Origin of the sequence: Halalkalibacterium halodurans (genome assembly GCF_005671335.1) — a bacterium.
GTDB lineage: Bacteria > Bacillota > Bacilli > Bacillales > Bacillaceae_D > Halalkalibacterium > Halalkalibacterium halodurans.
Window position 1 is genome coordinate 1,285,423 of record NZ_CP040441.1, and the last position, 22,746, is coordinate 1,308,168.

General features: G+C 44.4%; 15 protein-coding genes. 14 read left to right on the forward strand and 1 reads right to left on the reverse strand.

Annotated elements, in window-relative coordinates; genetic code table 11:
- On the reverse strand, positions 1–324 hold the full coding sequence (locus FED51_RS06235) for a YbjQ family protein (protein WP_010897281.1): 324 nt from the start codon (positions 322–324) through the stop codon (positions 1–3).
- Between the two features lie 275 nt (positions 325–599).
- Here FED51_RS06235 and FED51_RS06240 point away from each other — a divergent pair, with 275 nt between their 5' ends.
- The 14 genes from FED51_RS06240 to FED51_RS06305 all read left to right on the forward strand — a co-directional run bounded on the left by FED51_RS06240 (position 600) and on the right by FED51_RS06305 (position 22,598).
- Positions 600–2,009, forward strand: coding sequence for a SpoVR family protein (locus FED51_RS06240; protein WP_053431665.1), 1,410 nt, complete (start codon positions 600–602; stop codon positions 2,007–2,009).
- A gap of 209 nt (positions 2,010–2,218) precedes the next feature.
- Positions 2,219–5,023, forward strand: coding sequence for a rhamnogalacturonan lyase (locus FED51_RS06245; protein WP_053431664.1), 2,805 nt, complete (start codon positions 2,219–2,221; stop codon positions 5,021–5,023).
- Positions 5,024–5,090: 67 nt separating this feature from the next.
- The gene (locus FED51_RS06250) at positions 5,091–6,191 is read left to right on the forward strand and encodes a rhamnogalacturonan acetylesterase (RefSeq protein ID WP_053431663.1); all 1,101 of its coding nucleotides are present in this window, start codon (positions 5,091–5,093) and stop codon (positions 6,189–6,191) included.
- The gene (locus FED51_RS21550; protein WP_053431662.1) at positions 6,188–9,379 is read left to right on the forward strand and encodes a rhamnogalacturonan lyase family protein; all 3,192 of its coding nucleotides are present in this window, start codon (positions 6,188–6,190) and stop codon (positions 9,377–9,379) included. Before FED51_RS06250 ends, FED51_RS21550 begins: the two co-directional genes overlap by 4 nt.
- A gap of 373 nt (positions 9,380–9,752) precedes the next feature.
- Positions 9,753–11,057: an ABC transporter substrate-binding protein gene (locus tag FED51_RS06260; protein ID WP_138090340.1), complete on the forward strand. Its 1,305-nt coding sequence runs from the start codon at positions 9,753–9,755 to the stop codon at positions 11,055–11,057.
- A 52-nt stretch (positions 11,058–11,109) separates the two neighbouring features.
- Positions 11,110–12,066 carry a carbohydrate ABC transporter permease gene (locus FED51_RS06265; RefSeq protein ID WP_053431660.1) on the forward strand — a complete coding sequence of 319 codons (957 nt, stop codon included), beginning with the start codon at positions 11,110–11,112 and terminating at the stop codon, positions 12,064–12,066.
- Positions 12,063–12,908: a carbohydrate ABC transporter permease gene (locus FED51_RS06270; RefSeq protein WP_053431659.1), complete on the forward strand. Its 846-nt coding sequence runs from the start codon at positions 12,063–12,065 to the stop codon at positions 12,906–12,908. Before FED51_RS06265 ends, FED51_RS06270 begins: the two co-directional genes overlap by 4 nt.
- 25 nt (positions 12,909–12,933) lie before the next feature.
- A complete protein-coding gene (locus FED51_RS06275) occupies positions 12,934–14,010 on the forward strand; it encodes a glycoside hydrolase family 88/105 protein (RefSeq protein ID WP_053431658.1) in 1,077 nt (358 codons plus the stop codon).
- On the forward strand, positions 14,007–14,639 hold the full coding sequence (locus tag FED51_RS06280; protein WP_083445577.1) for a YesL family protein: 633 nt from the start codon (positions 14,007–14,009) through the stop codon (positions 14,637–14,639). Before FED51_RS06275 ends, FED51_RS06280 begins: the two co-directional genes overlap by 4 nt.
- 92 nt (positions 14,640–14,731) lie before the next feature.
- Complete coding sequence (locus FED51_RS06285; RefSeq protein WP_010897292.1) at positions 14,732–16,492, forward strand: cache domain-containing sensor histidine kinase; 1,761 nt, start codon at positions 14,732–14,734, stop codon at positions 16,490–16,492.
- A 12-nt stretch (positions 16,493–16,504) separates the two neighbouring features.
- A complete protein-coding gene (locus FED51_RS06290) occupies positions 16,505–18,085 on the forward strand; it encodes a response regulator transcription factor (RefSeq protein ID WP_134228604.1) in 1,581 nt (526 codons plus the stop codon).
- 79 nt (positions 18,086–18,164) lie between these two features.
- The gene (locus tag FED51_RS06295) at positions 18,165–18,674 is read left to right on the forward strand and encodes a ferritin (protein ID WP_010897294.1); all 510 of its coding nucleotides are present in this window, start codon (positions 18,165–18,167) and stop codon (positions 18,672–18,674) included.
- A gap of 357 nt (positions 18,675–19,031) precedes the next feature.
- A complete protein-coding gene (locus tag FED51_RS06300) occupies positions 19,032–20,777 on the forward strand; it encodes an ABC transporter ATP-binding protein (RefSeq protein WP_053431655.1) in 1,746 nt (581 codons plus the stop codon).
- Between the two features lie 15 nt (positions 20,778–20,792).
- Complete coding sequence (locus FED51_RS06305) at positions 20,793–22,598, forward strand: ABC transporter ATP-binding protein (RefSeq protein WP_053431654.1); 1,806 nt, start codon at positions 20,793–20,795, stop codon at positions 22,596–22,598.
- Positions 22,599–22,746: the final 148 nt, after the last annotated feature.

The window sequence follows — 22,746 nt, forward strand, 5'->3', positions numbered from 1 at the left end:
TCAGCTCCTTCTTCTCAATTTAACAGCTGTACCTGTGGCTACACACATAAGCATTCCATCTCGAAGGGTTTCAAAGTCTAGCATCACGCCAACGACGGCATCCGCACCTAATTGAGCCGCTCGGTCTTCCATTTCTCGCACGGCAATTTGCCGACCTTCTGCTAGTTTATCTTCATAAGCTGCGCTTCGTCCGCCGATCACATCGGAGATTCCTGCAAGAAAGTCGCGAACGACATTTGCTCCCATAATCGCTTCTCCATTTACAATGCCGACATAGTCTGTAATTTCATGTCCTTCAACAGAGTGAGTAGTAGTAGAAATCATGTCATTGGTTCCTCCTCAAGGTTTAAGAAATTTGTTTCGCTATTTATACGAAGGAATCCTCTTTTTCGTTTCAAATTGTTCCAATATGAGAGAGTTTCACTACTTTAGAGGGGAGGATGAAATGTTTAGTAGTCATGATCAAATGGAGTTAAGGATAAGTGTACGAGGGTTCTACTAGTACCTCGTCTAAGGGAATCGCCGAGTTTTCTTTTGTTCATCATCATTAGGGAAGATGATTCATAAAATGAACAAAGCGGAGCTAAGGAGGGGACGAGATGTCAACAGACGCTTGGAAAGAGCTTCAACATGCGATAGAAGAAATTACGGAGATTGCCGAAGGGTTTGGCTTAGACTTTTATCCGATGCGCTATGAAATTTGTCCTGCTGATATTATTTACACGTTTGGTGCCTATGGGATGCCCACTAGGTATACCCATTGGAGCTTTGGAAAGCAGTTTTATAAAATGAAGCTTCAATATGATCTGGGTTTAAGTAAAATTTATGAACTCGTCATTAATTCAGATCCGTGCTATGCCTTCTTGCTTGATAGCAATAGTCTCATTCAAAATAAGCTCATTGTGGCCCACGTTCTGGCCCATTGTGATTTCTTTAAAAACAACGTTCGTTTTTCGAATACGAGAAGGGATATGGTGGAAAGCATGAGCGCGACAGCCGAACGTATTGCCCATTATGAACACGTTCATGGCAAAGCAGAGGTAGAGCGGTTTCTTGATGCGGTCCTTGCGATTCAGGAGCATATTGACCCAAGTCTCGTGCGGCCAAAGCTATCCTGGTCGATGGAGGATGAACCGGAAGAAGAGATAAAACCGAAGCGCTCAGAATTTGACGACTTATGGAATCTTGATGCAACGAAAGAGCCAGGGCGCCGGGAGTCAAAGAAAAAAGCGTTTCCACCGAAGCCGGAAAAGGACATTCTTTTATTTATTGAAGAATATAGTCGGGAATTAGAGCCGTGGCAACGGGATGTGTTAACGATGATGAGGGAGGAAATGCTTTATTTCTGGCCACAGCTTGAGACGAAGGTTATGAATGAAGGATGGGCATCTTATTGGCACGCTCGAATCATTCGTGAGATGGATTTAACAAGCGCCGAAGCGGTGGAATTTGCCAAGCTGAATGCCAATGTTGTTCAACCGTCTCGAACGACAATCAATCCCTATTATTTGGGTTTGAAAATTTTTGAGGATATTGAGCAGTGCTATAATGAGCCGTCAGAAGAGATGAAGAGGCAAGGAGTAAAGCCGGGGAGCGGACGGGAAAAGATTTTTGAAGTTCGCGAAATTGAATCGGATCTTTCCTTTATCCGTAATTACTTAACGAAAGATCTCGTCATGCGTGAAGATATGTACTTATTTCAAAAACAGGGAGCCGATTACAAGATTGTTGATAAAGACTGGGAGGAAGTCCGTGATCAACTCGTTTCATCCAGAATCAATGGCGGGTTTCCGTACTTAGTCGTAACCGATGGTGACTTTTTAAAAAACGGTGAGCTTTACATTCAACATCGCTATGAGAGCACGGAACTCGATGTCGGCTATCTTGAAAAGGTGCTTCCTTATTTGCATCAGCTTTGGGGACGATCGGTTCATGTAGAAACGGTCATTAATGACAAAGCGGTCACGTTTACGTATGATGGCAACAAAGTGCACCGAAAGTATTTATAAAAGTGGGGGCTGTCTTTAGGCAGCCTTTTTCTTAGTGTATTCTTTTCAAAAAACGTAAAGAATTGTTGATAATGAAAAGAAATTTAACGTTTTTCCTCTATGAGATTATCGTCTTCGCCTTTATACTATGTTGTACCTGTGCAAGTTGCAAAGAAATGTAAGCGGTTTCTTTCGTCCCTGTGCGGGAAATTCTCAAAAGGGGGAAGAGAATGAGGAAAAGGCTGACTTTTCTGTTGATCGTCGTCATGGTCTGTGCAGTTTCTTTAACGGTTCCTTTCTCACATCTACCGGAAGTGAAAGGAAAGGAGAAAGGTAAAGTAACAGGGTTACAGGTTGAAGCACAAGGAGAAGAGTATGTGACGCTCACGTGGGATGATTTTGATCAGACGGATGTGTACGTTGTTTATTGGGCGAATAAAGACACGGCCGATATGAATTATCGACAGGTCGGGGAAGTTTCGGAAACGAGTTTTACTTTTGAACGCTCCACCCACATGCCTCACTACTTTAAAGTGGCTGCACTCATCGATGAAGAAGAAGTGGCAATGTCGGAGACGATCCGTTCGGACAAGCATGACAATCTAAAGGTCCAATTAGAATATTTAGATCGGGGACTTGTCGTAGCGACAACAGATGAAGGGAATTTCTTAAGCTGGCGGCTACTTGTGAATGAAGTTTCCGGTTATTCTGAGCAAGGATTGACCGGTGTAAACTTCAACGTCTATCGAGATGGAAAGAAAATTGCAACAGTTGAGGATAGTACGAACTATCGCGATCTCGAGGGGAGGAGTGATGCAACCTATCACGTACGCGCTGTAAAAGATGGCAAAGAAATGGACAAAAGCGCAGTCGTAACCCCATGGGAAACGGATTATTATGAGCTGCCGTTGCAAAAGCCTGAGGACGGAATCACCCCTGCTGGTGAACCTTATACGTACCATGCAAACGACATGAGCATGGGGGATGTGACGGGCGATGGGCAATATGAATTTTTCGTCAAGTGGGACCCTTCGAATTCAAAGGATGTCTCACAGAAAGGTTACACTGGCAACACGTACATCGATGCGTACCGATTGGACGGGACGCTTTTGTATCGAATTGATTTAGGCGTTAACATTCGTTCGGGAGCGCATTATACGCAGTTTCTCGTCTATGATTTTGATGGTAATGGTACGGCTGAATTGATGTTTAAAACGGCACCGGGAACGAAAGCAATCACATTTGATGAAGAAGGAAATGTAGCAAGTGAGCGCTACATTACGATGCCCGAAGAAGACGTTCAAGCAGGCTACAGCCATGAGGATGATTTTCGGATGAGCGCAGATGACTACTATGCATATTTAGTAAACGTTTTTAAAGGCTGGCATGAACATGAGGAAGTCGTTGCTGGACGCTGGCCAGAGACGATCGAAGAAAGTTTAGGGATTGAACCGCGTTATTCGTACCCACTTACTCAAGAAGACGCGGAGGAACTTGTCGATTACTTTATCGATGAATATGCTCCGAGCCGAAGCGGAAGAAATGATCTTCGCACGTTTGAAGGATTCATTGTGGAAGGTCCCGAATATTTAACGGTATTCGATGGGAGAACAGGCGCTGAGCTCGAAACGATTCACTATAAGCCTGAGCGTCATGATGACGGACTCATGTGGGGCGATTACGCGATGGCAAGAATCGAACCAGCGAACCGCGTTGATCGTTTTCTTGCGGGAGTGGCTTATCTTGACGGAAAACAGCCGTTTGCCGTATTTGCGAGAGGCTACTATACACGGACTACATTGGTCAGCTATCGTTGGGACGGACAATCATTAAAGGAGCATTGGTATGTGGATAGCGGCTGGGTGCCGATGGATAATCCATTTAACGATAGTCCACATGGTCGTAATGGTACTGACCCAGAATATGGGACGTTAACGACCCAAGGAGCCCATTCCTTAAGTGTCGCTGATGTGGACGGGGATGGAAAGCATGAAATCATTTACGGTGCTGCGACGATCGATCATGATGGATCGGTCCTTTACAGTTCAGAGGATGTGCTACCAGAAGGGAGTGCAGATCCTGGAGCCATGGCGAAGCTTGGACATGGAGATGCTCTTCATGTCGCTGATATAAATCCAGATCGCCCAGGGCAAGAAATCTTTATGGTATTCGAAGGTGGACCGTGGGCGCCATACGGGTACGCTTTGAGAGATGCAGAAACAGGCGATGTCATCTATGGTGGATATACAGGGCAAGACACGGGGCGCGGAATGGTCGGAGATGTCATACCATCAACAAGAGGCTTAGAAACGTGGGCAGTTGGCCTATGGACAGCCGATGGTCAGAAAATAAGCGATTCCATGCCAGGGACAAATATGAACATTAAATGGGCAGCGGATATGACGACACAAATTGTCAATGGTGCGATTGAACAGACGCCGACAATTGATGATTGGACTCGTGGGCGGCTTTTAACAGCAACGGGCACGCGGACGAACAATTACACGAAAGGAAATCCGTCGTTAGTTGCAGATGTCTTTGGTGATTGGCGTGAAGAACTGTTAGTAAGAGCGGAGGACAGCTCAGCCATTCGCATTTATTTAAGCACTGAAGTGACTGATCGAAAGCTGTATACGCTAATGCACGATATCCAATATCGAACAGGGATCGCGTGGCAAAACGTTGGCTACAACCAACCATCTTATCCGAGCTTTTATTTTGCCTCCGATACGGATTGGGCGTATGTTCCTGTTCCTGACTTTAAAATGCCTGCTTTGGCGCTCAAGTTACAGCAGCAACTTAGCGAATATGAGAAGAACGGAGAATTAAAAAATCCACTATTGAAGCAACTGCAAACGACGTTACGTCAAGCAATTCATCACGCAGAAAAAGGATCGTACAAACAAGCGATCAAAACAATGGAACGTTTTCAAACACAATTAGATAAACGGAAGAAGAAGCAGTTATCTGATGAAGTAGCTGCCCACCTCCACTATCTAGCTGCACAATATATTGCCGACCTGAGAAAAAAATGAGTAGACGAAAAAGGCCGCTTCAAATAGAATGGAGCGGTCCTCTTCAACAACTGAAAGGAGACAGTCTATGGAATTGGTGGTGCAAAATCGAGAGGAGAGTGGCTACCCCCTTTCCTTTACAAGGGTAGATGCTCAGGAGGGTACTATCCCCCTAATCTGGACACCGTTAATGAATCAAGAGGACGGATTCCGTTCGTATCCGGGAGATTACGGAAAACAAAGACGCCCATCGCTCGTCATTCCGGTGAAAAACGGAAACTATCATGTGAAGGTAGCGCTAGGTGATAAGGAACGGGAAGGGCGCACGTCGATTAAAGCTGGTGCAGGCTCCATTATGCTTCAGCAAATTCGAACAAAGGCAGGGGAGATCACCGAGCGTGAGTTTATTGTCCGTGTTGAACAACAAGAGTTAAGACTTGCTTTCCTTGGAGATGTTCCGCAAGTTCAGTCGTTACAAATTAAACCCATTCACTGCCCAACGATTTTTCTTGCTGGGGATTCCACCGTTTGTGATCAATGTTCTGGTCATTATCCGTATACGGGCTGGGGGCAGGCGTTACCGTTGTTTTTAACAGCAGGTGCCGTTTCCAATCATGCGAAGTCGGGTCGAAGTTCGAAAAGTTTTATCCAAGAAGGGCGATTAGAACGTCTAGAATCATTGCTAGGAAAAGGTGATTTATTATTGATTCAATTCGGTCACAACGATCAAAAGAATGATGAGCGAGGTACAGCTCCCTTTGCCGATTATTTGACCTATTTAGCAGAATATGTTGCGACGGCAAACAACAAAGGAGCGACTCCCGTTCTCATGACTCCTGTGCATCGAAGAGCATTTACTGAAAGCAGATGGCTCGAAGATACCCATGGTGATTACGTACGAGCGGTGGTGGGCCTTAGCCAAATGCTAGGGGTAGCGTGTATCGATTTAGCTGAGAAAAGTAAACAGTTGTTCGAGGCATTAGGTCCTGAGGGAACAAAGCCTTTGTTTATGTGGACAGATCCAAATGAATATCCGCAATATCCTGAAGGAACGGAAGATAATACTCATTTTCATGTCAAAGGAGCCATCGAAATCGCCCGGCTTGTCTATGAAGGGATAACCGAGCAAGAAGGTTTACGTCAAACGTTTGGACAAGCGAATAAAACATTGAAGGAGGAACAGCGATGAATCGTTTCCTTTCCGTCTGTCTTGTATGTCTTATCACGTTTTCATCTCTATTGACGGCTACAGCAATCGGAGCCGAACCGAGAAAGGAACAAGGACAACAGCGTCATGCGTATGATTTTGGTTCAGAGACAAGTCCTGTGGAAGAAGGATTTACAAAGGTGTCTCATACGATGATTTATGACAGCGAGAGAGGATTTGGATTAAATAAGCAAGTGAACGAACGGGATCGCGGGGCCCCTGACGCCCTCAGGAGAGATTTTGTGCTCGATTCGAATTTTCAATTTATAGTCGATGTAGAGCCGGGACACTATTATGTGCGGGTAATTGCCGGTGATCAAATTGCCTTTAACCGTACAGGTATTGCGATGAACGGTGTGAGCAAAGGTTCGATTACGTCAACGGCTGGACATTTTGCCTCCTATACGGAAGTAATTGAAATTACGGATGATCAGCTCGTCATTCATTTTACCGAGAACGGGAGGGTGAACGGGCTCGAGTTAATTCCAGTTATGGCCCCTGAGGAACTAGACGTAACCGAGATACAGCTTGGTGACCCTACGTATGTCGAGCTAAGCTGGAAAGAAGTAGAGCATGCGAATCATTATCATGTGTACCGAAAAGAGGACGGAGACGAGGAATATACGAAAATTGCCGAAGAACAGCAAACGGTCTATCGTGATATGGAAGCGATACTTGGAGCCACCTATCAGTATGTTGTAACAGCTGTAGGCCAAGATGAGGTAGAATCGCACAAAAGTGAAGTGTTAACCGTAAAGCTGTTCGATGAGGCGGTCGAAAAACCGAATGCCCCTGATGAGATGAAAGTTGCGAGTGCTTTATCGAATGGGGTAGCCCTTGAATGGGCACAAACGAACGATGCACTCTTTTATTACGTTTATCGAGCGAAGCGGGAGGAAGGCCCCTTTACGAAGGTCGCTACGACTACAGAAGCATCTTATACCGATCATGACGTTTTAACGACAGCTTCATTTTATTATAAGATCGAGGCTGTAAATGAAGGAGGACGTTCAAAGGCAACCGATCCAGTTGCTTCGCCGATTGCCCATGTGATGCTTAGGCAAAAGGAACAGCTAGACAGAGGGCTTGTCGCCGTAAAACGGGAGGACGGAGTGTTTTTAAGCTGGCGTCTACTCGGGACGGAGCATCCGTTGACTGTCTTTCATGTGTACCGTGATGGAGAAAAAATCACGAAAGCCGGACTGCAAGAAGGGACCAATTTTGTCGACGTTGATGGGACGACAGACTCTGTCTATCAAATAAAGGCAGTAGCTGGGAAAGATGAAGATATGTCCAATCCTGTATCGGTATGGGGTGATGAATATCTTGCCATCCCTCTTGATAAGCCAGAGGGAGGAGTCACTCCGGATGGTGTTGCCTATGAATATACAGCCAATGACGCAAGTGTTGGAGATTTAGATGGGGACGGGCAGTACGAAATTATTTTGAAATGGGACCCAACAAATTCAAAAGATAACTCACGGTCTGGCTATACGGGGAACGTTTATCTTGATGCGTATAAATTAGATGGAACGAAGCTTTGGCGTCTGGATTTGGGACGAAACATTCGAGCTGGAGCCCATTATACCCAGTTTCTCGTCTATGATTTTGATGGAAATGGTCGTTCAGAAGTCGTCTTAAAAACAGCAGACGGAACGGTCGATGGAGTTGGCAATGTGATAGGGGATCGAGACGCCGATTATCGAAATTCATCAGGTTACATTTTAGATGGTCCTGAATATTTGACGATCTTTTCTGGTGAAACAGGCGAGGCGCTAGACACGATTGACTATGTTCCGCCACGTGGGAATGTCAGTGATTGGGGCGACAATTATGGTAATCGTGTAGACCGCTTCCTAGCAGGTGTGGCGTATTTAGACGGAGAAAGACCAAGCTTTGTCATGGCTAGAGGCTATTATACGCGGACGGTGTTAGCTGCTTATCAATGGGACGATGGGAAAATACAAGAGCAATGGGTGTTTGATAGCAATGATCCAGGAAATGAACGCTATGCAGGGCAAGGGAACCATAGTCTAGCAGTCGCGGATGTAGACGGTGATGGCAAGGATGAGATTATCTATGGTGCTATGGTGGTGGATCACGATGGCACGGGGCTTTATTCGACTGGCTGGGGCCATGGAGATGCTAACCATGTGAGCAACCTTAATCCGAATCGCAAAGGGCTGGAGATTTTTCAACCTCATGAAGACTCGCGCTCTCCTGTAGGCTATGGCATTCGGGATGCAGAGACGGGCGAGCTGCTCTGGGGTGAATTTACAGGGACCGACGTTGGACGGGCGATGGCAGCCGATATTGATCCACGCTTTGATGGGGCAGAGCTATGGGCATCTGCACAATGGGATGGGCGTGAAGGAAGTGGCCTATTCTCCGTTGAAGGAGAATCCATTACGAAGAAAACTCCGCAATCGGTTAATTTTGCGATTTGGTGGACGGGTGATTTGCTGCGTGAGCTCCTTGATCATTCCTTTGACCCAAGCAAAGATCCCCACGGAGTAGGAAAAATCGAGAAATGGGATTGGGAAAAGGAAGAGCTAGTGGAGATTTTCGTTCCAGAAGGGACAAGGTCAAACAACTGGACGAAAGGTAACCCATCCTTACAAGCCGACTTGTTTGGGGATTGGCGGGAGGAAGTTATTTGGCCATCTGCTGATAGTACCGAGCTGCGAATCTATACGACGACCGAAGAAACAGAGCACCGTATCCCAACACTTATGCATGACTCTGTCTATCGCTTGAGCGTTGCTTGGCAAAATGTCGGATATAATCAGCCACCGCATACGAGCTACTTCCTCGGCCACGGCATGAAGGAAGCCCCGCTACCAAAAGTGCATGCAGGACAAGTAGTACCAGTTGAGCTGAAAGCAAATCAGCAAGGGAAAAAGAAGCTATCGGTTCAAGTGAGATTCGATTCACCAACGACGGGAGAATCTCTCGTATCATCATCTGTCAGATTATTCGTCAATGGGGAAACAATTCAAGCGGAGAAAGTAACAGGTAAAGGGATTGTAAGACAAGTAGAGTTTGACTTCGAGTCGATCAAAAAAGCATTACCTGATGAGTTCAGAGGAGAAGTGGAAGTATCCCTTGTCGGCTATTTTGATCATCAGCACGCCCTCCAAGGAGCGACTACCATTAGCATTAATAACTAAAAAAGATGTAGGGAGATTGTCAAAATCACGAGACGCCTTGCTCGCGGCAAGCGAGTGTTTTTTTGAAACAATCACCCTATAAAATAAACATTTGAAAAATAAGGGTGGCATTCAGCGTCGGTGAGTGCCACCCTTATTAACGTTGTTTAGCGTCTGTAATGGATTAAAGTATAAGAAAAGTGCTAGATTCGTCATTAAGATTTAAAGGAGGAGCTAGGTTATTCAATTGTCAGACCACCATCTTTTTTTGGGAATTGTATGAGACATTATTTCTTTGTTTTCTGTAATTTTTTTAACATTTGTTAGCTACAAGCAGAGCAGAATCCTTTCTATAATAATAATGTAAGCACTTTCAAAAAAGAGGGGGATGAGGATGAAGCTGAAGGCAGGGTTTAGAAGCTGTCTCCTTGGAGTTGCTTTCCTACTAGTATTAGCTGGATGTAGTAGCGGGACAAGCAACGAAGTCGATGGAGAGCAAGAGGCTGGAAACGAAGACGTCGTCTTACGGGTCGCTTGGTGGGGAGGTCAAGAGCGTCATGATATGACGATTGAAGCGATTGAACTATTCGAAGAGAAGTACCCTCATATCCAAGTAGATCCGGAGTTTACATCATGGGATAACTATTGGGAGCGCCTGACGACTCAAGCGGCGGGGAACAATTTGCCTGACGTTATTCAAATGGATAATTCCAAGCTGAATGAGTACAGTTCACGGGGGCTTGTCATTGATTTACAATCGTTAATCGCAGATGGGACGATTAATTTAGATGACGTCGATGATGTCTATCAAGATATGAACGTGCAAGATGGGAGCGTGTGGGCTGTTTCAGCGGGGTCTAATGCATTAGCTGCCATTTATAACGAAGAGATGTTAGAAGAACAAGGCATCCAATTGGAGCCTGGCTATACGTATGAAAATTTCTATGAGGCCATGCAAACGCTAAAGGAAAACATTGATGGGGACTTTTATGGTTATGATTTTGGAAATGCTGAATATGAAATGTTTTTCGTATACGCACGGCAAAATGGAGAGAGTTTCTATAACGAAGATGGGACAGGACTAGGCTTTGAGAATCAAACACTAATTGATTTTCTCACCTTTGTCAAACAGATGGTCGATGATGGTGTCGCTCCCCCTCATGCGTTAACGCTTGAATACATTCAAGGTGGCGAATCGCTATTAGGGGATCAAATGGCTGGGGCTGCTATGGCTGCGAGTAATGGGATTATCGGTCTGCAGCAAAGCACTGAACATCAATTAGGCCTAATGCTGTTACCTTCTCTCGACGGTGGTGTTCATGGCAACTGGATTCGCCCAAGCATGTCGTATTCGATTAGCTCTCATAGCGAGCAGCAAGAAGCAGCTGCCTTGTTTATTGACTTTTTAACGAATGATTTGGAAGCCAATGAGATTTTAAAAGCAGAACGCGGGGTCCCGATTTCCTCTAAAGTACGCGAACATCTTGCACCAATGGTGGATGGGCCAATTGCGAAAACGTTTGAGTTTTTAGAGCTAGTCGCGAATTACACAAGTCCAGCGGATCCGCTTCCGCCCCCTGGAGAAAGCGAAGTAAGGGGAGCTTTTCTACGGATGATTGAGTCGGTGAAATATGAGCGGCTTTCAATCGAAGAGGCAACAGAGCAATTTAGACAGGAAGCGGAACAAATTTTACGGTAACGTTTGAAAATAGGCCATCTTCGCGTGGCCTATTTTTCCTAAAGGAGGTTCTATGAGAGACGCGGCGAAGGTAAATAGAGAAGCGATTGAACTTTATGATAGTAAGACAAGGCAAGAGAGGAAAAAATGGAAGGAAAGTTTCGTCGGTTATGCGATGATCTCCCCTTGGTTGTTAGGGTTTTTTGGGTTAGTAATCGGGCCGATGATCGCCTCGCTTTACTTTTCATTTACAGACTACGACATGCTTTCCAGTGCAAACTGGGTCGGGCTGCAAAACTATATTCACATTTTTACGAGTGATCCGCGGTTTGTTCAATCGTTAAAAGTTACGCTCATTTTCGTGTTTGTCTCAACACCGCTTAAATTAGCGTTCGCGTTATTTTTAGCGATGCTGTTTAATACCGGGAGGAAGGGTTCCGGACTGTTTTCTACCATTTACTATATTCCTTCGATTATCGGTGGTAGTGTAGCTGTGGCCGTTGTTTGGAAACAGCTCTTCGGAAGCAGAGGAGCGGTCAATTCCTTTTTAGAACTCTTCGGCTTCAGTGGTGTGAATTGGATCGGTAGCACCGATTATGCCTTATCCATTCTTATTTTGCTTGTCGTTTGGCAGTTTGGTTCACCGATGATCATCTTTTTAGCGGGGCTCAGACAAATTCCACAGGAGCTTTATGAGGCGGCCAGCGTTGATGGTGCCAACAGCTTTAGAAAATTTTTTAGCATAACCCTACCGATGTTAACACCGGTCATCTTCTTTAATCTTATCATGCAGACGATCGGGGGCTTCATGACCTTTACACAGGCCTATTTAATTACAGGCGGTGGACCGCTTGATTCTACTTTGTTCTATGCCGTCTACTTATATGAAGTAGCGTTTGAATATTTACGCATGGGATACGCTTCAGCGATGGCTTGGATTTTGCTCGTCATCATTGGCGGTATTACGCTTGTGTTCTTTAAATCATCAAGTTACTGGGTTCACTATGAATCGGAAGGAGGACGGTCGTGAAAACGAAACGAACATGGTATACAGATGTAATCTATTACGGATTTGTGATCGCCTTCGGGTTTATCATGGTGTATCCAATCCTTTGGATGGTGGCGAGTTCTTTGAAGCCGGCTTCGGAAATATTTTCACAGGCTTCCTCCCTCATCCCAAGTGAGTTCGTATGGTCCAATTATCCTGATGGATGGGCGGGGTTTGGCCGTACAGGTTTCGATATTTATTTTAAAAACTCGTTCATCATTACAACATCGGTGGTCATTGGTGCGATATTGTCATCGAGCATAGTCGCCTACGGGTTTGCTCGGCTACAATTTAAATTTAAAAAAGTACTGTTCGCCTGCTTGATTGCTACTGTAATGCTTCCAGTGCAAATTACATTAATTCCTCAATACATTTTGTTTCATAATTTAGGCTGGGTGAATACGTTCTATCCATTAATTGTTCCAGCATTTTTAGGAGGAACGCCGTTTTTTATCTTTTTACTTATCCAGTTTATTCGCGGGATCCCTCGTGAACTCGATGAGGCAGCAATCATTGATGGGTGCTCTACTTTTGGCGTGTTTTGGCGTGTTATTTTACCATTATTAAAACCGGCTCTCGTAACGGTGGCCATCTTTGCTTTTATGTGGACATGGGATGACTTTCTTGCCCCGCTTATTTATTTAAATAAAACGGACATTCAAACGGTAGCTTTAGGCTTACGTAACTTTATGGATGCCGAATCGGGGACGTCTTGGGGAGCGCTTTTAGCGATGTCGACGCTCTCATTGCTTCCGCAGTTTATTATTTTTCTATTTTTCCAGCGCTATTTAGTCGAAGGTATTTCGACGACAGGGTTAAAGTAACGAAACGAGTAGAGGAGGTTGTAAAATGAAACGAGTACAATTTGACCGAGAGGATGTTTTACAGAAAATCGACCGCATCGTGAATCGAACCTTTGAGATGGACCACGTGTGGGATTGGCCTGCTGGTGTAGCGTTTTACGGAGTTGGTTTAGCTTACGAAGCAACGAAAAAGGATGCGTACTTGCAACGGCTTAAAGAATGGTTCGATGAATATATGGATTATGGCATTCCGCCCATGTGTGTGAACATCGTGTCTATGGGACATACACTGCTCACATTGTATCAACATACAGGCGAGGAAAAATATTTACAATTAGCGATCGAAAAGGCTGACTATTTGCTCCATGACGCTCCCCGCTTTGCTGAAGGAGTATTCCAGCATACCGTCGGTGGCGGGGTATCCGTGTTTCCGGAGCAGGCATGGGTTGATACACTTTTTATGGCTGGCTATTTCTTAATTCGAATGGGAGATGCATTGAACAATCAAGCTTATATGGATGAAGGCATTCGCCAATTCCGCGGGCATGAAAAGTATTTACAAGATTCGGAGACGAACTTTTACTACCATGGCTGGGATCACCTTTCCCAATCAAATATGTCCGGCATCTTTTGGGCGCGGGGAAATGCTTGGGCCGCATATACGATGGCCGCGTCACTACGTATGATTGATGTGAAGGAGCCAGCGTTCATGGAAATTCACGGATCATTGCGCGATTTAATGAGTGCCCTCTTAAATGTCCAATCAGAGCAAGGATTATGGCATACCATTTTGACAGATCCTAGCTCCTACGAAGAAACATCTGGTTCTGCTGGAATTGCCGCTGCCCTCGTATTACAAGGAGCGAACACACCGAAAGGGCACCACGCTGCGCAACGAGCGTTTGACGCATTGCTGGAGAAGGTAGATGCAAGGGGAACCGTATTAGGTGTGTCAACAGGCACGGCGGTCATGAACCATGCAGACGGTTATCGGATGACGCCAAATCGACGAATCGAAGGGTGGGGTCAAGGGTTAGCGTTAACGTTTTTTTCCCACGTACTTATGAGATACACCGAGACGGAGCAAGAGTCGGAGCCACCTGTAGAGAGTGAGACACGATGAATCTTAGAGCTCTCTCCCATTCATTCACCGCTATGTGTGACTGGTTAATGAAGCTTGCCTACTTAAATGGTCTTTGGCTGTTGTTTACGGCTTGTGGCGTCCTAGTGTTTGGCTGGGCGCCAGCTACGGCCGCTCTTCATTCGGTTTTGCGCAAACTCCGTGATCCAACAAAAGAAGTCGCGATATTTCGTGAATTTGCTCATGTCTACAAGCAAAACTTTTTTAAGGCAACAGGGATAGGAACGATGTTCGTCCTTGGGATAGGCGCTCTTTTAGTAAGCTATGTAGGTCTGGTGACGATGGCAGCCCCCCTTCTCATGCGGTTCATGTTTCTATCGGTTGCTTGTTTTTATGTCATCATGTCTGTGTTCCTATTCCCTGTACTAATTTCTAGTCGTTGCCGAACATTTTCCGTTTTTAAGCTATCCTTTCTCTATGGGGTGGGACATCTCCATTATGCAGTGATCGGCATTGTCTTTGTTTTTGGGTTCTTTTTCTTATCTCTAACGATTCCGACGGTGGGGATTTTCTTTGGAGTCAGCTTGCCTGCATGGTTTGTTTGTCAGCTGTTTGTAAAAATGGAAGAGGGCCAGAAAGTCCAAGTAGGTGGCGTTCGCAAGGTGGCGTAAAAAATTGCTTCAATTGAAAGCGTTTACGTAGGTTGCTATAATCACAATACAATGATCAACGTTTTCAATCATGAAAGAGATGGAGGAGCCGGATGGGAGTATTTAAACGCTATCAAATTCGCCACATCTTTTTTACGAGCTTCTTTGCCTTTATGCTCTTGGCATTTATCGTTATCATCTCCGTTTCCTATCGCTATTCAGTCAATGAGATGGTTCAGGCGACGACGGAGTATCAGGAACAGCTGTTAACTTTACTTAGCAACGATATTAGCAATTATCTTCAATCCTATGATGACATTTCAGTAGGACTTTCACGGCAAAGTAATTTTCGTCAAGCGCTTAAGGGGAGTGAGGATCCTTATACGTACAATCAATTGTTCCAGTCTCTATCCCGAGATTTATCCAATATTGTCTATAGCGTGCCCGGTCTTCATTCCATTGAAGTTTACTTGCATTCCCCGCCCCATAGCGAAATTCAACAGCCGATTAATTATTTACCCTTGGAAGCTGTCGAAGAAATGGGGTGGACTAAGAGGTTGGATGGGAAAAACTCTGTTTGGATCGGGGAACGGGTGTCCTATACGATGGCGGGGGAAGAGAGAGTGTTGAGCCTTGCACGGAATGTTTTTCAGGCGAGAGGGGAAATAGAAGGAGTTCTCGTATTGAATGTTCATGCGTCCACGATCGAAACCTGGTTAAAGCAAAAAAGCCAAGAGTCGAATTTAATGATTATTGATAAGCAAGGCAGGTTTGTTGCAACATCAGATCCGCAGCACGAATCTGTTTTGTACTCACCGTACTTTGATCAGTATTTACCGTATCAACCTACCATGCAAACCGGTGAAAATGATAAGGATGAAGATGCTTTAGAAGTATCAATGCCGATCCCGAATACAGAGTGGACGTTAAAGCAAGTGACACCGTATTCTGAATTGACGGAGGGAAGTCGACGGATGGCAGCGATCTTGGTCATCATCGGTGCGATTATGATCGTTGTGGCCCTTTTAGTAACATATAGTCTGACAAAAAAGTTTACAACACCTATTTACGAATTAAAAAATGTACTCTCGAAATATCCAGATCAAGATCTATCTGGAGAGTTGCCGAGCGACTACCGAAACGAATTCGGGGAACTATTTGAAGGCTATAAGGGATTGATTCGCCGCAACAATGAGCTCTATCGCTCGCTCCATAGGCAGTACAAACGGCAAAGAGAAGCAGAAATTAAAGCCCTGCAAGCGAACATTAATCCCCATTTTTTATATAATACCCTCGATCAATTAAACTGGATGGCGATTGAAAAAGGGGATCGAACGATGAGCCATATGCTAGAAAACCTCGGGCAAATGCTAAGGATTGGCTTGTCCAACGGGGAAAGCATCCTCCCACTGGAAAAGGAAGTCGAGTACCTGAAATATTATTTGAAGATTCAAAAATTAAAGATGGGTGAACGACTAACATACACCGTCGATGTACCTGTGATGCTTTACCGTTACCTTATTCCTAAGCTAACACTTCAACCATTTGTTGAAAACTGCTTTATTCATGGATTCCAAGATGGACGGGACGGAGAAGTTGTCATTCGCGCGATGGAGGATCAGAACCACATTGTTATGACCATTCAAGATAATGGAATCGGGTTTCAGCCTGTGACGACGAAGCGAAGCAAATTGGATATGGGCGGGTACGGCATTCGCAATGTAATGGAAAGGCTTGATGTGTACTTTGATCGTTATGCATCCGTCCACGTCACTGGAGATGAGCAAGGAGGGACACTTGTAAAAATCATCATTCCAAAAGTCTTGAACAAGGAACGTTTGCTCGATGGCCGCTCGATAACCGAAGCAAAATAGGGGGGGACGCTGATGTGGAAGGTTGTCATTATTGATGATGAAGAGCATGTAGTACGAGGGTTAAAAAAGATCACTTCATGGAAGGCACTAGGTTGTGAGTGTGTTGGTGAGGCAGCTAATGGGAGAAGAGGACTTGACATTGTCCGTGAGACGTCACCGCACATCGTCTTAACGGATATTTATATGCCGATCATGAACGGACTTGATATGATTCAAATTTTAAGGGAGGATGGCTTTGACGGGGAAGTTGTGATTTTGAGCGGGTATAGTGAATTCGAACATGCACGAAAGGCGATGCAATTAAATATTACAGACTATTTGTCAAAGCCAGCTTCTGTCGATACGATTGAAACGGTTCTAAAACGGGTAATCAATAAACTAGAGGAAAAACAACGACAACAAGGCTATTTGCAAGAGCTGACAAACAAAGTAAAACGCTATGAACCACTCGTGGAAACAGAATGGATGAAATCCCTATTGACTGGCCGCCTTCGCAATGGAGAAATCCCTGAAGAATTTTTGGTGAAAATCACCAAATGGAAAGATCAACAGCATATAGCCTGTTCTCTTACGTATGATGGTCCACAAAACAAGGAATTAAAGCCAGCTGACTGGTATTTGTTTCGCTATTCCGTTCATAAAATGATTCGCGAGGTGTTAAATGGCTACCCAATCGACTTTCGTTATTTAGAGATGGATGCATATCGTTCTGCACTCTGTCTACATGTTAACAAAAGCGTATCAGAGCCAGTATTGTCTTGCATGTTAAAGGAGATAAAGGACCAAGTGGAACAAGGGATTTATTCGTCTTTTAACGTCAAGACGACTGTTCATTACGGGAGAGTGAAGGAGAACTGGACCGATCTATCCGAGTCTTTTCATGAAGCATGCATGAAGTCGCAGTCATTCCCTTTAGGGAACCCCTATGAAGATGGTACTCGAGCAACTTTTCCAATGGAAAGTAGCCAAAAGTTGTATGACGCCATTCGCTATGCAGATGCGACTCGAGCGAAAGAGGTTTTGGAAGAAGCGGTAGGGGTGTTGGGCGAAGTTCCTTACTCCACCCTAGTTGGCTACAAGGTTGGCATCGAAATTTGGACGATCATCACATACTCGTTATACGATATTGGGATCTTTATTCAAGAAATGTTTGATGAAGACTTTGACCTTGCACAGCATTTGACGAAGCAAGGGAATTGGCAGGAATGGATTCGATTTTTGTGTGAACAGATTGAGCACATTTGCTACCATCAGCAATGGGATGAGAACATAAAGCATAAGCAGCTAATCGAACAAGTGATGATCTACATTGAAAAACACTTAGCGGAAAACATTACACTACAAGACATAGCGGATGAATTGTACATTTCACGAAACTATTTAGGACAAATTTTCAAAAAGGTGGTAGGAGAATCTTTCAAGAATTACGTCACGAGACTTCGAATGGAGAAGGCGAAAAAAATGATTCAGGAAGGGAATTTTCTTATTTATGAGGTGTCGGAAAAAGTAGGATATGTCAATCCGGCTTACTTTACGACGATGTTCAAAAAATACACAGGCTATACTCCGAGAGACTTAATTCAAAAGCGATAAAGATCAATGCATACGTCAGGTCTTATCTTTCATATGCTATACTTACACTGTAGTGATGATAAAAAAGGAGGCATGCCCGATGCTCAATGAAAAACTACTCCAAGCATTAAACAAACAAATGAATTACGAAATGTACGCAGCTCATTCCTATTTGGCTATGGCAGCGTACTGTTCGGCGGAAAGTCTCGATGGATTTGCGAACTTTTTTATGGTGCAGGCTGAAGAAGAACGGTTTCACGGAATGAAGTTTTACAACTTCATTAACGCCATGGGCGAACGTGCCCGTTTTGAAGGGTTTGAGAGCCCAAATAACGAATTCAGTTCTGTCCTCGATTGTTTCGAAAAATCATTAGAGCAAGAAAAACTTGTGACAAAACAAATTTATGATCTATCCGATTTAGCATGGGATGCACGGGAGCATGCGACGATTAACTTCTTAAAATGGTTTATCGATGAACAAGTAGAAGAAGAGGACATGTTCGATACGATCATTCAAAAGCTCAAGCGGATCGATAATGACAGCAACGCCTTTTTCATGATGGACAACGAGTTTTCAAAACGATCCTTTAACCCAGAAGACGAAGCGTAAGGATAAGACAAGTCACTGTGAAAACAGTGGCTTTGCTTTTTATCAGTAAAGTGCGCTTCGCTTTCTCGTATAAATATGAATTCTTCAAGAGTTTGAGGTAACTAGAAAGACGAATGAACATAAAAGAACAGAGACTACATTCACCATGTCCTGTGGAAACGCCTGTGTAAACCCGCATCACAATCCGATTGGTTTAACTAACATTTTGTCAGGGAGGATAAAACTCTCCACTGAATGAAGTTTCACTTTATCGTTTTTAGTTGACGGATGGGCTTGTCTCCACTTAAGATATTGTTTAGTCTTTCGAAATTTTCGTTTCACGAAGAGAATAATATGGAAGACCTTAGGGGTGGTATGATGGACACATTTAAACGGTTGGCTCAATTTTATTGGCCGTATCGACGCTATTTTTATTGGTCGCTGTTTGCGATGGGTGTGATGACACTAATGACGGTCCTCTATCCAATCATTTTGCAATTTACGATTGACAACGCTGTCATTGGTGGGAGGTACGACCTTATTCCATGGCTTGCTCTAGCTTTGATTATCGTCATGGGATTTAAAGGGGTGATGGTGTACATTCATCAATATTTAGGTGACTTATTTGGTGTGACCGCTGTCTATCGATTGCGAAATTCTTTGTATGAAAAGCTGCAATATCTTCCGTTTCGTTACTATGATAATGCGAAGACGGGTGATTTAATGTCTCGTTTGACGGGAGATGTGGAGACATTTCGTTTTTTCCTTTCCTTTGGATTTGCCCAGTTCATTCAATTTATTTTACTCGTAAGCTTCAGTATGGGTGTAATGTTATACTATTCCGTTCCATTAACATTGGCGACAATGTGTACCCTTCCTTTTTTAGCGATTGTTGTTGCCAAATTTGATCGCCGGGTTCATCCAGGATTTCGTGACATTCGCAAGTCGCTTGCCAAACTAAACACGAAAGTTCAAGAAAATGTGAGTGGGATGAATACCGTAAAGGCTCTTTCTCAAGAAGATGAGGAGGTTTCTCGCTTCGAAAACCGAAATGTCGATTATCGGCAGAAGCATTTAGATATTGCGAGAGTATGGGGAAATTATTTTCCGCTCATGGAGTTTATCGGGAACCTTTCTGCGGTCTTTTTGCTTTCTTTTGGTGGATATCTCGTCATTACAGGTAGCATGCAGACCGGACAACTTGTTGCATTTTTTAGTTTAGTCTGGTACATCATCGGACCGATCATGAACTTAGGTTTTATTATTAACACGTTTTCCCAATCGAAAGCGAGTGGAGAACGCCTGCTTGAAATTCTCGATGAAGAAAATCGAGTGGATGAAGGAAAGGATGAACGCACTAGTCTACAAGGTTCTGTTACGTTCCGAGATGTCTGTTTAAACTACCGAGGAGCTGAAACACCCGCTCTGCAAAATGTGTCATTCGAAGCCCCTGCTGGGAAGACGATCGGGCTCGTAGGGGCAACAGGATCGGGCAAAACGAGTATTGTCCAGTTAGTTAATCGATTTTATGAACGAACGAGCGGAGAGATTTTAATCGATGGGAAGCCGATTGAATCTTATCCTCTAGAGACGCTCCGTTCACAAATCGGTGTCGTCCTACAGGAGTCTTTCCTCTTTTCGTCGACGATTCGCGATAACATTGCCTATGGGCGTCCTGATGTATCGATGAAAGAAATTATTGCTGCAGCTAGGCGTGCCCAAGCCCATGATTTTATCGCGGAACTACCAGATGGCTATGATACAGTGCTCGGTGAACGGGGACTTGGCCTGTCAGGGGGGCAGAAACAGCGGATTGCCATTGCACGTGCGATTCTAATGAATCCGAGCATTTTAATTTTGGACGATGCCACAAGTGCTGTTGATATGAAAACCGAGCACAAAATCCAAGCGGCCTTTCGTGAAGTGATGAAAGGCAGAACGACGTTTATCATTGCTCATCGGATTTCTTCTGTTAAGCAAGCTGATGAGATTCTCGTTCTTGATGGGGGCAAGGTATGTGAGCGCGGAACCCATCACACATTGCTACAAAATAAAAAGGGACTCTATCGACGAATCTATGATATTCAAAGCAAAGATCAAGAATATGTGTTGCAGCACGCATAGAGAGAGGAGAGAAAGATGTCAGAAGGAAAACGTAGAGCTCGCTTTCATTATGCGAGCGATCAAGTGATTGAGAAACCATTTAACTGGGCACAGATGATGCGCTTGCTTACGTATATGAAGCCATATGCAGTATCACTGCTTCCGAAAACGATTGTTGCGATGCTGATCGTGACCGCAGTTCGGCTGTTCGTGCCGATCATCATTGGTGTGTTAGCGATTGATCATGCGATTGCTGCAGGGGATCTGAACGTCATGTATCAGTTGGCAGCTCTTGTTTTAGGGTTGTACAGTATTTCATATGTGGCAAACGTGTTCCGAATTCGCTGGATGAATGAGATCGGACAGCATGTGATTTATGATATTCGCGCTGATCTGTTTAATCATATCCAACGTCTCTCCCACCGTTTTTTTGATCAACGTTCGGCAGGGTCCATTCTTGTCCGAGTCGTCAATGATGTGAACTCGTTGCAGGATCTATTTACGAACGGGGTTATCAACTTATTGATGGATATCGTCATTCTGCTCGGAATTATCGTGATTTTGTTCTCGTTAAGTCCAGAGCTGGCGATTTTAATCTTAATCGTCCTGCCGATTATGTTTTTCATATCAACGAAGCTACGGAGAAACATTCGCAGATCGTGGCAGACGGTGCGTCTCCGTCAATCAAAGCTCAATTCTCATTTAAATGAAAGCATTCAAGGCATTCGTGTCACTCAAGCCTTTTCACAAGAAAAAGAAAATATGCGTTTTTTTCGTGACATCAACGAGGAAAACTTTCAATCTTGGAAAGACGCCACGAGAATGAATGCATTATTCAGGCCGTTTGTGGAGATGGCGAGTGCGATCGGGGCCGTTGTCCTCATTTGGTATGGGGTGAGCTTGATCCAGTCGGAGGTACTAACGGTTGGGGTGTTCGTCTCCTTTGCATTCTACTTAGGGATGTTCTGGGAGCCAATCTCAAGGCTTGGGCAAGTATACAACCAACTGCTTGTCGGGATGGCTTCGTCCGAACGGATTTTTGAATTTTTAGATGAAAGGCCATCGGTTCCAGAAAAAGAGAATGCGGTCACCTTACATGGGATGCGTGGTCATGTGACGTTTGAACAGGTGGAATTTTCGTATGATGACAAACGGAAGGCATTAAATGACATCAGTTTCGAAATAAAAGCAGGGCAAACCATTGCCCTTGTAGGTCATACAGGTTCAGGGAAATCAACGATTGTCAATTTAATTAGCCGCTTCTATGACCCAACGGCCGGTATCGTCAAAATTGACGGTGTGGACTTGCGTGACATTCAGCTGAATAGCCTTCGAACAAATGTGAGCTTTGTGTTGCAAGATACGTTCATTTTCGCCGGCACAATTATGGAAAACATTCGGTTCGGCCGGCCGACAGCGACCGACGAAGAAGTAAAGGCCGCAGCAGAAGCGATCGGGGCAAATGATTTTATTGAACGCTTGCCAAACGGATACGACACCGAAGTGGAGGAAAAAGGAAATGTTCTTTCGGTTGGTGAACGGCAGCTACTTTCCTTTGCTCGTGCACTATTAGCCGATCCGAAAATTTTGATTTTAGATGAGGCGACCGCAAGCATTGATACTGAAACCGAATTGAAAATTCAAGCTGGTTTAAAGAAACTACTTCACGATCGGACGGCCATTATGATTGCCCATCGGTTGTCAACCATTCGTGATGCCGATCAAATCATCGTGCTCGAGCAAGGGGATATTATTGAGCAGGGAACACATAGTGAATTAATGGACGCTCGTGGAACGTATTACGGTCTAGTAAAAGCACAATATGAAGCATCGGCTGGCTAGTAGACAGACTAGGGATTCTCCCTAGTCTGTCGCTGTTTCTAACAGGGCGAATGCTGAGTGAGAATAAAGAATCATAAAGTTCTCATAAAATCATAAAAATTGCGATAAAAACGGTTGACATTTTACTGGAACGGAGTAGTATAAAGTT